Raw genomic sequence first — 13,960 nt, forward strand, 5'->3', positions numbered from 1 at the left:
GCCATCCGGCTATCGGGATGGTGCCAATCTATCGGGTCATAGCCGGTGTCGTCAGGGACGAGCGGCAGGTGCGCGATACTCAACTGGATGTTCTGCGTACGCAGCGCTGGGTTGAGGCCCTAATCATCATGGGATTGGCGGCGCGGGCTCTGTCAAACCTAATGCACCTGCGGTGCTCGCCGGGGTAGGGGAGGGCATGCTCCGTCCGAACAAGCCCGCCAGCCCGTTCCGCTATTTTAACTCATCGCCTGAGGTGATCCGGCTGGTGGTGCTGATGTACGTGCGGTTCCCCTTGTCGCTGCGGAACGTAGAGGACCTGCTGTTCGAGCGCGGCATCGACATCTGCCACGAGACGGTGAGGCTGTGGTGGAACAGGTTCGGTCCGCTGTTCGCGGGCGAGGTGCGGCGTCAGCGGGTGAGCCGCATGCGCGGCTTTCGTCATTGGCGTTGGCACCTCGACGAGATGTACGTGAAGCTGAACGGCGACATGGTTTACCTGTGGCGGGCGGTGGACCACGAGGGTGAGATCCTCGAGAGCTACGTCACCAAGACTCGCGACAAGAAGGCGGCGCTCGCCTTCATGAAGAAGGCGCTCAAGCGCCACGGCTCGCCTGAGGCAATCACCACCGATGGTCTGCGCTCCTACGGTGCTGCTCTGGGCGAGCTCGGCAGCCGCGAGAAGCAGGAGGTGGGTCGCTGGGCCAACAACTGCGTGGAGAACTCGCACCTGCCGTTCAGGCGACGAGAACGAGCGATGCTGCGGTTCCGGCAGATGCGAACCTTACAGAAGTTCGCCTCGGTGCACGCCAACGTCCACAACCACTTCAACCACGAACGCCACCTCGTCGACCGGCAGACCTACAAGCAGCGGCGCTCCGCGGCGCTCGCAGAGTGGCAGGCGCTCGTCAGCTGATCCGACATCAATCCGGGGGCGAGCTACATCGTGTAGAGACGAGTTCGCATTAGACTGACAGCACCACATGACGCCCTCCTACGCACTCGCGCACGCTGACGAGCTCGATGGCAAAAGGGTGACGATCGGCGGGGTGGTCGATATCGGGACCAACTCACGCTGTTTATACGACTCTCTAAAGGCCGCGCAGGGGAAAGGTGGGGTTGGGCCACAGGTGATTACGTTGTCAGGCGGCGACAACCTGCTTCGGAGGCGAAAGGAACTTAACCACCGCTTCGCCATCGCGACGGGAACCTTCAAGAAGGTTTTCAATGGGCCAGACGTGGTTGATCTTTATCAATGCGATGCCGCAGGTATCGAGCAGGATACCATCCAGCTCTTCCGCCGCTGATCGGCTCTATCCGCCTCCCCACTCCCGAAAGCGACCCTTCCGCTTCCCTGCCAATCAGGCCAGTCGGGGGGCTACGTGGAGCGCCCGGAAGGCTCGAGCGGCGAGATGAACGAGCGGCGGGAGTTGGGTAGCGGGGAGGGGCGTCTGGACGACCGGTTCTGGGTCTCTCGCCACGAGCTGGTACAGGAGCCATTCGCCCATGCTGCCCAGCGCGTCATGCTCGGAGGATGCCCGGGTGAGCAGATCGCGCAAGTGCTCGTACAGAGGCCTTGCGATCTTGCAGGTACCCGGATCAGCAGGGAGGATTCGGTCAGGTAGATGGTGTCAACGTGCGCTCATGGCTTCACTTCGCAATAGCCCGGATTAAGCAAGTGGAAGACAAGCAGCGCCACCAGATACGCCACCCCGCATGCGACGAAGAACGGTCCGTAGCTGCCCACCGTGTCGAGCAGCACGCCGAGCGACTTGGACGCGATGAAGCCGCCGACCGCGCCGGCGAAACCGCCGAGCCCGATCAGCGTGCCTTGGGCGTAGCGCGGGAACAGGTCGCCGGGCAGCGCGAACAGATTGGTAGAGAACCCCTGGTGCGCCGCGCATTCCAGCCCGATCGCGAGCACCACCCACCAGATGCTGGTCGCGTCCGCGGCGAACATCACCGGCAGCGCGAACAGCGCGGAGGCGAACATCGCGCGTTTGCGCGCGCGCCCGGTCTCCACTCCGCGGCGGAGCAGGTGCGACGAATACCAGCCACCTGCGATGGCTCCAAAATCGGCGAGAATGTAGATCACCACCAGCGGCGGGCCGAAGCTTTTCAGATCGTAGCCATATTGCTTGTTGAAGAAGTCGGGCAGCCAGAACAGGAAGGTCCACCAGACGGGATCGATCAGGAACCGCCCCGCCATATAGGCCCAGGCCTCGCGGCGGCGCAGGACGGTGAGGAAGCCGGCCCGCCCGCTATCCACCGCGGGCTCGGCCTCGATCCAGGTGCGCTCCTCGGCGGAGAGCCGCGGGTGCTCGCTCGGTCGATGATAGAAGCGCCACCAGGCGAACAGCCAGACGAGATTGAACAGGCCGGTGACGAGGAACGCCCAGCGCCAGTCGAGCGCCAGCCCGGCGACCAGGAAGCCGACCAGGAGCGGCGTGACGATGGCGCCCACGTTCGCTCCGGCGTTGAAGATCCCGATCGCGAGCGCGCGCTCCTTCTTGGGGAACCACTGCGACGCCGCCGCGAGCGCCGAGGGGTACGTCCCGGCCTCGCCGAAGGCGAGCGGGATGCGCGCGACCACGAAGCCGGTGGTGGAGGTGACGAGCGTCTGCGCGAGATGGCCGATGGTCCAGCTGCCCATCGCGAGCAGATAGCCCAGCTTGGGGCCGAGCCGGTCGATCAGCCAGCCGAACAGCAGGAAGCCGATGCCGTAGAAGACCTGGAAATAGCCCGTGACATCACCGTAGTCGGTGTTGGTCCAGCCGTAGAGCGCGGTCAGCTGCGGCTTGAGCACGCCGAGCACCAGCCGATCGATGTACGACAGCACCACCGCGGCGAACAGCAGCGCGCAGATCAGCCAGCGCACGCGCCCGCGCGGGCGTGGCACGGCCTGTGCCACCGTCTCGGGCGCCTCCCGGGCGGCCTCAGTGAAGTCGCTCATCTCAGGCCGATCCTCTCGTCGGGGCGTCGGCGCTTGTGTCCCGCGCCCGTCACCAGCTCCACAAAGTGCCGTCCTCGAGCCGGTTCACCGGCAGATAGGCGCGCTTATAATCGTAGCCGGCCGCCAGTTCCTCGTCGATGTCGACCCCCAGCCCCGGCGCGTCGCCCGGGTGCATGCGACCGTCCTCGAAGCGATAGGCGTGCGGGAAGACCGCGTCGGTCTCGAGGGTGTGCGGCATATGCTCCTGCACGCCGAAGTTCGGCACCGAGAGGCCGAAATGGAGCGCCGCCGCCATCGTCACCGGCGACAGGTCGGTCGCGCCGTGGCAGCCGGTGCGCACCTGGTAGAGGTCGGCCAGCGCGGCGATGCGGCGCAGGTGCGTGATGCCGCCGGCGTGGACGATCGTGGCCCGCACATAGTCGATCAGCTGCTGCTCGATCAGCGTCTTGCAGTCCCAGATCGAGTTGAACACCTCACCCACGGCGATCGGCGTGGTGGTGTGCTGCCGGATCAGGCGGAAGCCTTCCTGCTGCTCGGCGGGGGTCGGGTCCTCGATCCAGAAAGGGCGATAGGGCTCAAGGTCGCGCCCGAGCCTTGCCGCCTCGATCGGGGTGAGCCGGTGGTGGACGTCGTGGAGCAGGTGGATGTCGGGCCCCAACGCTTGACGTGCGGCGGCGAACAGCTCGGGCACGACGCGGAGATACTTCTCCGTCGACCAGACCGCCTCGCTCGGCAGCGCGGCGTCGGCGGGCTCGTAGCGCTGGCCGGGCTTGGCGACGCCGTAGGTCGAGGCGAGGCCGGGAACGCCGCACTGCAGCCGGATCGCGCGATAGCCCTCGTCACGGTACGCCAGCGCTGTCGCGACCGTGTCCTCGATCGTCGTGCCGTTGGCGTGGCAATAGACCAGGCACGCCTCGCGGCTGGCGCCGCCGAGCAGCTGGTACAGCGGTAGGCCGGCGAGCTTGCCCTTGATGTCCCACAGCGCGACGTCGACCGCGGCGATCGCGCTCATCGTCACCGGCCCGCGACGCCAATAGGCGCCCTTGTAGAGATACTGCCAGATGTCCTCGATCCGGTGCGCGTCGCGACCGATCAGGCAGGGGACGACATGGTCGGCGAGGTAGCTCGCCACCGCCAATTCGCGACCGTTAAGCGTGGCATCGCCGACGCCCATGGTGCCGTCGTCGCAGAGGAGCTTGAGGGTGACGAAGTTGCGCCCCGGCGAGGTGATGATGACGCGTGCGTCCGTGATAACGGGCATAGTAATCCTATAACATCGGCGTTGCAAAGTCCACAGTACGTCTCTCTATGGCTGAGCTGTTGGTTGTGGATCCTCAAGAGAAGCGCAATTTGCCGGTACTGTTTTTAAAATTCAGTTGCGCAGCGGCGGTCTGCGGCGATGCTGCGGCTTGTGAGCATCGCTGCCGCGGCTGGTGCATGAGCACGACTGCCTACTTTTGCTGCAAGCTTTTTCGCCGCATCTACGCACGCTATGACGTACTCGTCGTTTGAGGTGCGGCCGTACAGGTGACGACCGAGGTCAATCCTCCGTCTCCTCATCGACGTCATTCCGGGTGGCCCGGCGCGTAGGGGAATCGCTGCGCCTTGTACCAGGCAAGGTCGTGCTCGGGCGGCGCGGTGCCGGCGGGCAGCGCGCGGCCGTTGACCGACATCCAATAGGCCAGGCTCGCGTCACGCCACCAGCGCGCCTCGCGCTCCTGCATGGCGAGATAGGTCGCGGTCTTGCCCCAGCGCTCGGCGTCCACCAGCGGGCGCAGCCGCTGCCAGGTGACCCGCATCGTGCCGACGGTGGCGACGCCGCGGTCGTAGTGCGCGACCAGCTCTTCCCACAGCGTCCTGCCCGAGGCCATGCGCCGGTCCCACGAAACGTGATGGAACCATAGCAGCTCGCGCTCTGGCGTCGTGGCAGGGTCAGCGAGCCGCTTCGCGACCTCGGGGGCATATTGCGCCACCGCGTCGCTGCCCGAGCGCGTGCGGTCGAAGCCGATCCCCTGTTTGTCGGCGCGATGGTAATAGACCGGGTTCCACTCGGGGCGCTTCAGATCGCTGACCCAGGGGCCGGGGCCGTAATGGTGGCCGGTCGGTGTGCGGCAGTCCGTGCACCGGCAACACCGGCAGCGTGCCCACGAGTGCGATCCCGCAATATCTGATGCGCACCTCGGCGACGAACTTCGGCCACCTGTCGCGCGGCACCTTCGGCGTTACGAGCTTCATCGTGCCCGACCTCGATCGCTTGAAGGAGGTGACGAACTACGCGCAGTTCCGCGACAATGCACCGGAGACCCGCGGTGCGGTGACGGGCGGGTCGACCGGGGACATCGACGAGAAGGTCTACGGTGGCTACGCCGAGATCAACGGTACGTCCGAGCTGTTCGGCCGCGAGCTGCGCGCCAACGCGGGCTTCCGCTACACCTACACCAAGCAGCACGTCGTCGGCCCCAGCCAGATCGGCACCGCCATAGTCGATATTGTTGCCGACTCGAACTACGAGGAGGTGTTGCCATCGGCGAACCTCAGCTACGACGTGCTGGACAATGTGAAGCTGCGCTTCGCCGTGTCCAAGTCGCTGACGCGGCCTGACGCGGGCTCGATCCTGCCCGGCGTCACCTTCTCCGACCCGAGCGCGCAGATCGCCACGGCAGGGAACCCTGCGCTACAGCCATACACGTCCGACAACATCGACGTCGGAGGCGAGTTCTACACGGGCGGTGCGGGCTACATCGGCGTGGCGCTTTTCCGCAAGAGCATCAACGGCTTCACCGCCACCATCCAGCAGGCGACGCCCTTCTCCGAGCTCAACATCCCTGTTGACGCACTACAGGCGACGCAGCGCCAGGCGCTGCTCGACCGTGCCGCCGCCTCGGGCGTCGCCGTGTCAGCGGTGCCGATCACGGTCAACCTGCCGGTCAATCTCAACAACCTCGTGATCAAGGGGATCGAGGGGACGTGGAACCAGCCGCTCGACTTCGTTTTCAAGGGGCTTGGCTTCCAGGCGAACGGCACGCACATCACGCAGAAGTCCGACAGCGGGCTCGTCGCCGCTGGCGTCCCGCGCTGGCAGTACAATCTCCAGGGCTATTACGAGAACTATGGCCTGTCGCTGAGCCTCAACTACGTCTGGCAGGGCGGGGTAATCGCGGCCAACGCGCCGCAGAACAACCTCCCGCTGGGTCTTCTGGCGGATGCGCGCGGCCAGCTCGACCTGTCAGCCGGCTACCAGCTGCCCTTCATGAACAAGGCAGTGCGGCTCACGCTCGACATGCTCAATCTCACCAACGCGCCGATCCGCACGACCTTCGGCTACGACAATGCCACGTACAACGTCTACTATCCCGGGCGGCAGGTCCTTTTTGGCCTGCGCGCCAGCTTCTAAGCGGTTCCGGCGGGTCTCGACTCCTTCTCCGAGATGTGCCGTTGCTAGGCCGGCCTCCCACAAGGGGCCGGTCCCTTTGTTGATTTGCGAGGTCCGCTTGAGGAGCTGCGATGTTCAGCCTGTTCTCCGTCACCCGAATAATCCTGACTGGCATCGCCTTGCTCGTAGGCACGGTGGCCGAGGCGCAGTCCGCGGGCGCACCGCACCTCGAGCGGCGCGGCAAGGCAACGCAGCTGATCGTCGGCGGCAAACCGTTCCTCGTGCTGGGCGGCGAACTCCACAATTCGAGCAGTAGCGACCTCGCCTACATGGCGCCGATCTGGCCCAGGCTGAAAGCGATGAACCTCAACACGGTGCTCGCACCCGTGGCGTGGGAGACGATCGAGCCGCAGGAGGGCCGCTTTGACTTCAGCAACGTCGACGGCTTGCTAAAAGGCGCGCGCGCGCAGAACCTTCGGCTGGTTCTCCTCTGGTTTGGTGCGTGGAAGAATACATATTCGAGCTATGTGCCTGCATGGGTGAAGCGCGATCAAACACGGTTCGCGCGCGCACAGACCAGCGATGGACGTGGAACCGAGCGGCTGTCGCCGTTCTCGACGACCACGAAGGGCGCGGATGCGCGCGCGTTCGGCGAACTGATGCGGCACCTTCGTGCCGTCGACGGGGCGCAGCACACCGTTCTGATGGTCCAGGTCGAGAATGAGGTCGGCGTTATTCCGGAGTCGCGCGACCATTCGGCGGCCGCCGATGCCGCGCTGGCCGCACCCGTGCCCGAGCCGCTCCTGCGCTACCTCGCGGCGAACCGGTCCACGTTGCACCCGACGTTGCGCACCGCCTGGGAGACTGCTGGAGCCCGCACTGCGGGAACGTGGCGCGAGGTTTTCGGCGATCAGTCGATGACCGACTCGCTGTTCATGTCATGGGCTTACGCGACCTTCATTGAAGGCGTCGCTTCGGCGGGGAAGGCGCAGTACCAGCTTCCCATGTTCACCAACGCGGCACTGATCCGGCCCAATTACGAGCCAGGCCAGTACAATTCTGGCGGTCCGCTGCCCTTTGCCATTGATGTCTATAAGGCGGGCGCGCCATCGCTCGACTTCCTGGCACCTGACATCTACTTCGAGGATTACGCCAGCTGGGCGTCGCAATACACGCGACCCGATAACCCCCTGTTCGTGCCGGAAGCTCGCGGCGGTCCGGTCGGGGCGGCGAACGCGCTCTATAGCTTCGGTACGTTGGGCGCCGTCGGCTTCTCGCCATTCGGGATCGATGGGGAGGGCGTCGTGTTGCAGGGAGACGCGAGTATCGGGCTCAGTGCGGCGGGCGAGGGCGACCCGGCGATGACAGCGCTTTACGGCCAGCTTGCTCCTCTCGCGCCCATGATCCTGCAGAAGCAGGTGGAAGGTGGGCTCACGACCGTGCTGATGGAAGGCGGAGCGCAGCGCGCCGGACGCGGCCGCGTCGGCGACTACATCGTCAACATGACCCGTGCCGGCGGGGCGAAGGGCGACGTCGATCAGACCAGTCGGGTGGCAGCGATGTTCCTGCAGACCGCCCCTGACGAGTTCCTGGTCGTGGGCAGCGGCGATGCGCAGCTAAGTTTCACCACGGATCGCCCCGGCTTTCCGATCGTCGGCGTCGACAGCATCGACGAGCAGACTTTCCGGGACGGTCAGTCCGTCAGCGGTCGACGGCTGAATGGCGACGAGACGGGCCAGGGGCAGTCTCTCCGATTGTTTTCAAAGGATGCTGGCGACAGGAAGGTTTATCGTCTTCGGCTCTACCGCTATCGCTGAGGCGGCCGCCACCCTGCATCGATGTGGACGGCGAGTGGCCGGCCTACGTGCGGCAAGGTCTTGAAGCCGTCGCGCGCGCGTTTGTTGTAGCTACGATGCAAGGGCTTGATCGTGAGAGCCTTCCGCATCGATCGTCAATGATCGGGCGCAGCCAACCATGTGCGCTCCCCTGATCCGCTCGCTGCGGGCGGGTCCCTCGTCTGCTGAAAGTGCGAGGGCTCCGCGACGGATTCCTTCCGATGCCGGCATGGTCATTCTGCCGGCTCGGCCACGCCGGCGCGACGCGCGAAAACGTGCCGACGTTCATCCATCTTCAGTCTCGCGCGCTCGCGGGCATCGTGCTCCGTCGCGCGGTAGAGACTCTCCGTGACGCGTGTCAGGTGAGCCTGCATCGCCTCACGAGCCCCATCCGAATTGTGAGCCCGTAGCGCGGCGAGGATCCGCCGATGGTCTTCCACTGGTGGCTGGATCCCGATCTGCCTCGCGAGCGAGAAAAGATAGACGCACAACGGCGAGCTGTACCTCTTGTCCCAAAGCGATTGTACGACACTGACGATGGCCTCGTTGTGCGTCGATCGAGCTAAGGTCAGGTGAAAATCGCGATCTGCCCGCTCGCGGATCGTCGAATCTAATCCATTGTCGGCCATCTGCGACAAGAGGCCTTCCAGCTCGGTCAGCTCGGCCTCGTTAATCGTGCCGGCGGCCAAGGCCGCAGTCTCACCTTCGAATAGGCGTCGTGCCTCTGTTACCTCGAAGGGGCCGACATTGTCCGTCAGGTCTGGTGTCGTCGTCTCGGGCTCCGTTGCGATGACGTAGACGCCTGTGCTGTGACGCATCTCAACCACGCCGCGCAACTCGAGAACGATGATTGCCTCACGAACCGTCGGTCGGCTCACGCCGAGGAGATCCGCGAGCTCGCGCTCAGAGGGCAGACGACTATTCACCGGGTAGTGACCCAAGCGGATCGACTGCTGCAGACGACGTGCGACTTGCATGTACAGTCGCTCGGGAACAACCCTCGATCCTTCCGCTGTCAACGTCTCTTTGTCCCTTTCGCTACGGCGCGGCGTGCTCCGGATGTCGGTCTCGCGCGCGCTATCATCCGCCGTTTGCCGGCCTTACCACGTCGTCCGACAATCTCGAAGCCGCTTTGAGTTGCAGGGATGCCGCTTTGCTCCCGTTTGCCACGTCAGAGTCGCTTGCGCGGTGGGTGGGAACGCGTCCGAACGGCGAGCATCTGCAGAACGCCAGCCGGACTTGCAGTGCTACAAGCGGGCGGTACCTTTCCGGTCGGTGAGAACGAGCGCCCTAGGAGAGTAGCGGATGCCGCTAGGTAGTTGGCGATCGGGCGGGCTGCTGCTGGCGGCTTTGTTCCTCTCGGCGGCCGGTGACGCACCCACGACGGCCGAGCAGGACCATCAGGACATGATGCGACAACTGGGCATCGTGCAATTGCGACCGGGCCTCAGCGGCGATCCGGACGCGCCGAACGCGGCCAACTACGATCCTGCGAAGGCGAATCCTTATCCGGTCTGGCCCGATCTCATGACGATGGCGGATGGGCGCCCGGTGACCAGCGCGGCCATGTGGAAGCGGGAGCGCCGCCCTGAGCTCGTTGAACTGTTCGAGCGTGAGGTCACAGCACCGATCGTGAGTTCATCGGAGGCCGGCCAGCGCTCGCGCAACAGCTGGTCGGCCACCTCGACAACCGAGCGGCGCCGCAGATCGCGGTCGATTTAAGAGCCACGCTCGTCCTGCCGGCCAGCGCAAAAGGGCGTGTACCCTTGCTCATCATGTTCGCACCGGCTCGTTACCCGGCGCCCTCGCAGCCCGACGCGCGCGACGCCGCTCGCCTGGACGAGGCGTTTAAGGCGCTGCGGTCCTGTCAAACCAATGTACCGGCGCGCCCAGAGCCGAGTTTGGCTGGCGTTGTCGAGGAACTAAGCTATAGTGGCCCCGCTGTCAGTGTCGCGAGCTTCCTTGGTATTTCCCGAGACGGGCTGCCGTTCGCCTGCTGAGGATCAGCCAAACGGGGTAGAAGCTCACCTTCATTCGGAGATGTGCAGTTGCTTTGACAGCACCATTGCGCCCGTTAGCAGGTGTGATTCCGACCTGAACCAACGTCCGCTTTCGAGAAGCGGCAAACTGGCCCTGAACGTCCGACTAGGGTCGGTCAGGCTGGCGGGTTAAACGTCGGATTTGGGTCCTCTCACTTGTGCTCTTTGATTCCGGGCAGCTGGTTTTAGCGGCGCCTAGTGCCGGATGTCCGGGCTGATCCGATAGCTAAGTCATCATGTCAGTAACTTTCCCATCCTTACGAGCGGAACCGCGGCGTCCCCAGCCTCCGCCGCGATCGGCTCCTCCAGCCGGACATAGCCGCACGAGCGGTACAGCGGCTCGCCCGCCATCGTGGCCATCATCTCCGCTCGCCGGAACCCACCGTCCCAGGCTGCCCGCTCGCACAGCTGGAGCACGCGTCTGCCGATGCCGCGGCGCGTAAAAGCGGGGTCGGTGTACATCGCGCGGATACGCGCCGCATCGATCGATGGATCCAGCGTCTCCGGCTCGCGCGTGATCACGCTGGCATCTCCCCCGAACAGCGTCCGGCGATAGCTCCACCCGCCGCAGCCGGCGATTCGGTCGCCGGCGAGGAGAAGGATGTAGGTACCGTCACGTAGCAACTGCGTGTCGACGCCCATCACTTGGTGGCTGGCCGCTACCTGTTCGGGCGTGAGGAAGTCTGCCTGCAGCTGCTCGATCGCGCGACGCACGACGACACGGATCTCGTCGAGGTCGTCGAGCGTGGCGGCGCGGTGGGTGAGATCCATCGAGCAATCCTCGCCGGTTGGGGCGGGGCGGGCAAGCCGCCCCGCCACGTGCCGTCAGTATTTCACCCGCAGGCGGGTGTAGTAGAAGCCGCCGTTGAAGCCGAACGGCCCGCCGTTGCGCGGGTACACCTGCCCATCCGAGGTCCCGCCGGTGAGCGGGTAGATCTGCACCGTCGAGGTCGGGGCGAGCCGGTCGGGGTGCTCGTCGGTGAAGTTCTGCGCACCCACCGAAAGCGTCACGTGCTCGGCGAAGGTGTAGCTCAGCTCGAGGTCGGTGGTGAACTTGCCCCCGAACACCTGGTTGGCGACGCCGTCGGTCTGCCCATAGTCCTGCGCGCTGGTGAAGGAGCTGTAATAGTTCTCGCGCACGTTGAAGCTGAGGTTGCCCAGCGACCAGTTGCCGTTAAAAACCACCCGGTGCTTGGGCGCGAGATTCTCCGCGTCGATCAGCTGTGCGGTGCTCACCACCCGCTCGTCATAGTCGGTCACCTTGGTCTCGTTGTAATTGTACGCGATCGAGAAGTTGAGCAGCGCCTCGCTGAGCTGCGTTCGCCAGGTGCCCACCACGTCGATGCCGCGCGTCCGCGTGCGGAAGCCGTTGGTGAAATACTGCACCTGGCCATCGACGCCGACCGGCAGCAGCGCGGGCTGCGCCGCCAGGTCCGCCGCCGAGACGATGAAGGGCGAGGTCAGCCCGATGCGGTTGCGCAGGTTGATCTGATAGCCGTCGACGGTGATCGTCATGCCGCTGACCGGCTCCAGGATGAAGCCGAGCCCGTAGTTGGTCGACTTCTCCGGCGTGAGCGGCGTGGCGCCGTAATATTGCGCCACCGCGGTGTTGGTCGGATAGGTGCCGCTCTGGAACGCGACGCCGTTGTTGAACGAGGTCGTCACGATCGAGACGTTCGACTGGCCCGGGGAGGGAGCGTGGAAGCCGGTGCCGACGCTGCCGCGGATCTTGAAGGCCTCGGCGAACTTGTAGAGCGCGTTGACCTTGCCGACCCAGGCGTCGCCGAAGGTGTTGTAATGCTCGTAGCGCCCCGCGGCGCCCACCGTCAGCGCTTCGGTGAGGTCGGTCTCCAAGCCGACATAGGCGCCATACGCCTTCTGGTTGAAGCGCCCCGCCGTCTCGGGGCTGGTCCCGGCATAGCCGCTGGCGCCGACGCCCTGCGCCGCGGTCGTGCCCGAGAAGCTGTACACGCCCGGCGCGGTCTGGGTGTAGAGCTGCTGCGCGACCGCGTAAGGACCCGCGGCATAGGATTGCAGGTCGCCCGCGGTCTGGGCGTAGGTCTCCTCGCGATACTCGGCGCCCGCGGAGATCGTCAGCGGCGCGGCCAGGCCGAGATCGGCCGCGTAGGTGAAGTCGGCGTTAAAGTTGGTCTCCTTCTGGATGAGCTCGCCGAAATCGAAGCTGGTCTGCGTGTCGGGGCCGAACGAGAAATTGGCCGAGCTGTACATCGAGAGCGACAGCTTGTTGCGCGCGAGCGTGCCCGACACGTCGTAGCTGAAGGCGCCGGCGGTGCCCTTGTAGCCGAGCACGCCGTAGACTTGCTGGGTCTCGCCGACAAAGCGCGGGGTGAAGCCGGCCGGGTAGAGGTTGGCGAAGCGGAAGGTGTTGCCGTCGCGCACGAAGCCGCCGGTGGGGCAGGTGGCGCTGCTGGCCGGGCAGGGGGTCAGGAAGAAGGTGTTGTTGAAGGCGCCGTTGGCCCCCTGGTTGCGCACGACGCCGGTGGTGTCGGTGGCCGTGCTCGAGACCGAGGCGCGATAGTTGAAGCTCTGGTTGCCCTTGCTCTCGGCATAGTTGGCGAAGACGTAGAGCTTGCTGGTCTCGGTCACGTTGATGGCCGAGTTGTACACCGCCTTGAAGCCGTGGATCGGCGAGCTGCCCCAGATCTGCGCGGGCAGCGGGTAGTTCGGCAGCTGCGAGGCGAGATCGGGAAAGTTCTGCGCGAAATTGGCTGCCGATGGCCGCGTGCGGCCGCGGCTGGTCTGGCCGTCGTCGGTGTACTCGCCGGTGACGTTGATGAAGCCCCAGTCGCCCTTCACGCCAGCGTTGCCCGCGATCTGGTAGCTCTCGCCGTCGCCGGCGTAGAATTGGCCGGCGCGACCGACGAGCTCGAGACCCTGGTTCTCGCGCAGGCCGTAGTTGAGCACGCCGGCGATCGCATCCGACCCATATTGCGCCGTCGCCCCCTCGCGCAGCACCTGCAGGCTGCCGATCGCGAGCGAGGGGATGGCGGAGATGTCCGGCCCCTGTGCGCCGCGACCAAGGCCGGTGTCGCTGCCACCGTAGACCTGCACCAGCGCCGAGCGATTGTAGCGCTTGCCGTTCAGCATGACGAGCACCTGGTCGCCGGCGAGGCCGCGCAGCGACGGCGAGCGCACGAAGGTGGAGGCGTCGGAGATCGTGTTCTGGCCCGCGTAGAAGGAGGGCACGATGTTCTTGAGCTGGTCCACCATGTTGGTGGCCGGCTGGGTCGTCAGTTCCGCGGCGCTGATCACGTCCACCGGCGAGGGCGAGTTGGTCAGCGTGCGGTCGGTGCGCCGGGTGCCGAGCACGACGATGTCGGTCTCGGGCTGGACGGTCGCGGCCGTGCCCGCTGAGGCTGACGTGTCCTGCGGCACGTCCGCCTGCGGTGCGCTCGGCACCGCTTCGCTCGTCGTGATTCCTTCTCCTTGCGCCGCTTGCGCCGCTTGCGCTGCTACGAGGGAGAACGCGAGTGCGACGGTCGAGGTCATGTGTCTGATCATCTGAGGCCCCTGTGACGAGTGGCTCTCAGGCTCCCTTCCCGACGTTCCCGCCCTTCGCCGCCGGTTTCAGCCCGGCGCGCCAGAACGCGTGATGATCAGCCCTGCAGATGTCTGCGGCCTCGTTGACGCGTGCCGCTGGCACAGAGAGTGGGCGTAGGGACGGCCGTTCGACAACCGATAAATTACCAGGATTGCTCGCAACGCTGATTTGTGTTGCAGATATGTCGCACGACTTCTGCGA

At 65.4% G+C, this 13,960-nt stretch carries 11 protein-coding genes and 1 pseudogene; 6 read left to right on the plus strand and 6 right to left on the minus strand.

All coding sequences use genetic code 11. The annotated features are described in order from the left end of the window. Positions 1 to 196 precede the first annotated feature (196 nt). Together QBJ89_RS08775 and QBJ89_RS08780 are read left to right on the plus strand one after the other, a co-directional pair. A complete protein-coding gene (locus QBJ89_RS08775) occupies positions 197 to 913 on the plus strand; it encodes an IS6 family transposase (protein ID WP_277980139.1) in 717 nt (238 codons plus the stop codon). 67 nt (positions 914 to 980) lie between these two features. Next, positions 981 to 1,304, plus strand: a complete 324-nt coding sequence (locus tag QBJ89_RS08780) for a hypothetical protein (RefSeq protein WP_277980140.1) — start codon at positions 981 to 983, stop codon at positions 1,302 to 1,304. Between the two features lie 335 nt (positions 1,305 to 1,639). Here QBJ89_RS08780 and QBJ89_RS08785 read toward each other — a convergent pair whose 3' ends face one another. Next, the gene (locus QBJ89_RS08785; RefSeq protein ID WP_277980141.1) at positions 1,640 to 2,950 is read right to left on the minus strand and encodes an MFS transporter; all 1,311 of its coding nucleotides are present in this window, start codon (positions 2,948 to 2,950) and stop codon (positions 1,640 to 1,642) included. 49 nt (positions 2,951 to 2,999) lie between these two features. Continuing rightward, entirely contained in the window at positions 3,000 to 4,211 is a 1,212-nt protein-coding gene (gene manD / locus QBJ89_RS08790; RefSeq protein ID WP_277980142.1) for a D-mannonate dehydratase ManD, read from the minus strand. 47 nt (positions 4,212 to 4,258) lie between these two features. Between manD and QBJ89_RS08795 the strand changes: the two genes are divergently transcribed. After that, on the plus strand, positions 4,259 to 4,462 hold the full coding sequence (locus QBJ89_RS08795) for a hypothetical protein (protein ID WP_277980143.1): 204 nt from the start codon (positions 4,259 to 4,261) through the stop codon (positions 4,460 to 4,462). 53 nt (positions 4,463 to 4,515) lie between these two features. On the opposite strand, the pseudogene QBJ89_RS08800 reads toward QBJ89_RS08795, so the two are convergent. Further along, positions 4,516 to 5,052 (minus strand): annotated as a pseudogene (locus QBJ89_RS08800) (alpha-glucuronidase); the annotation flags it as partial. Between the two features lie 2 nt (positions 5,053 to 5,054). On the opposite strand from QBJ89_RS08800, the gene QBJ89_RS08805 reads away from it, so the two are divergent. Together QBJ89_RS08805 and QBJ89_RS08810 are read left to right on the plus strand one after the other, a co-directional pair. Next, positions 5,055 to 6,344, plus strand: coding sequence for a TonB-dependent receptor domain-containing protein (locus QBJ89_RS08805; protein ID WP_347342826.1), 1,290 nt, complete (start codon positions 5,055 to 5,057; stop codon positions 6,342 to 6,344). A 110-nt stretch (positions 6,345 to 6,454) separates the two neighbouring features. Further along, a complete protein-coding gene (locus QBJ89_RS08810) occupies positions 6,455 to 8,140 on the plus strand; it encodes a DUF5597 domain-containing protein (protein ID WP_277980144.1) in 1,686 nt (561 codons plus the stop codon). 251 nt (positions 8,141 to 8,391) lie between these two features. Here the strand turns inward: QBJ89_RS08810 and QBJ89_RS08815 are convergent, their stop codons facing one another. Then, the gene (locus QBJ89_RS08815; RefSeq protein WP_277980145.1) at positions 8,392 to 9,135 is read right to left on the minus strand and encodes a FadR/GntR family transcriptional regulator; all 744 of its coding nucleotides are present in this window, start codon (positions 9,133 to 9,135) and stop codon (positions 8,392 to 8,394) included. 328 nt (positions 9,136 to 9,463) lie between these two features. Here QBJ89_RS08815 and QBJ89_RS08820 point away from each other — a divergent pair, with 328 nt between their 5' ends. Further along, a complete protein-coding gene (locus tag QBJ89_RS08820) occupies positions 9,464 to 9,880 on the plus strand; it encodes a hypothetical protein (protein ID WP_277980146.1) in 417 nt (138 codons plus the stop codon). Between the two features lie 551 nt (positions 9,881 to 10,431). Here QBJ89_RS08820 and QBJ89_RS08825 read toward each other — a convergent pair. Next, positions 10,432 to 10,968, minus strand: a complete 537-nt coding sequence (locus tag QBJ89_RS08825) for a GNAT family N-acetyltransferase (RefSeq protein ID WP_277980147.1) — start codon at positions 10,966 to 10,968, stop codon at positions 10,432 to 10,434. A gap of 54 nt (positions 10,969 to 11,022) precedes the next feature. Beyond that, complete coding sequence (locus QBJ89_RS08830) at positions 11,023 to 13,719, minus strand: TonB-dependent receptor plug domain-containing protein (RefSeq protein WP_431522523.1); 2,697 nt, start codon at positions 13,717 to 13,719, stop codon at positions 11,023 to 11,025. Between the last annotated feature and the right edge of the window lie 241 nt (positions 13,720 to 13,960).

This window comes from Sphingomonas phyllosphaerae (assembly GCF_029623345.1).
Lineage (GTDB): Bacteria > Pseudomonadota > Alphaproteobacteria > Sphingomonadales > Sphingomonadaceae > Sphingomonas > Sphingomonas phyllosphaerae_C.

Coding starts and splice junctions, on each gene's coding strand:
- QBJ89_RS08775 (WP_277980139.1), top strand. CDS start 197: ATGCTCCGTCCGAACAAGCCCGCCAGCCCGTTCCGCTATTTTAACTCA.
- QBJ89_RS08780 (WP_277980140.1), top strand. CDS start 981: ATGACGCCCTCCTACGCACTCGCGCACGCTGACGAGCTCGATGGCAAA.
- QBJ89_RS08785 (WP_277980141.1), bottom strand. CDS start 2,950: ATGAGCGACTTCACTGAGGCCGCCCGGGAGGCGCCCGAGACGGTGGCA.
- manD (WP_277980142.1), bottom strand. CDS start 4,211: ATGCCCGTTATCACGGACGCACGCGTCATCATCACCTCGCCGGGGCGC.
- QBJ89_RS08795 (WP_277980143.1), top strand. CDS start 4,259: ATGGCTGAGCTGTTGGTTGTGGATCCTCAAGAGAAGCGCAATTTGCCG.
- QBJ89_RS08810 (WP_277980144.1), top strand. CDS start 6,455: ATGTTCAGCCTGTTCTCCGTCACCCGAATAATCCTGACTGGCATCGCC.
- QBJ89_RS08815 (WP_277980145.1), bottom strand. CDS start 9,135: ATGCAAGTCGCACGTCGTCTGCAGCAGTCGATCCGCTTGGGTCACTAC.
- QBJ89_RS08820 (WP_277980146.1), top strand. CDS start 9,464: ATGCCGCTAGGTAGTTGGCGATCGGGCGGGCTGCTGCTGGCGGCTTTG.
- QBJ89_RS08825 (WP_277980147.1), bottom strand. CDS start 10,968: ATGGATCTCACCCACCGCGCCGCCACGCTCGACGACCTCGACGAGATC.
- QBJ89_RS08830 (WP_431522523.1), bottom strand. CDS start 13,719: ATGATCAGACACATGACCTCGACCGTCGCACTCGCGTTCTCCCTCGTA.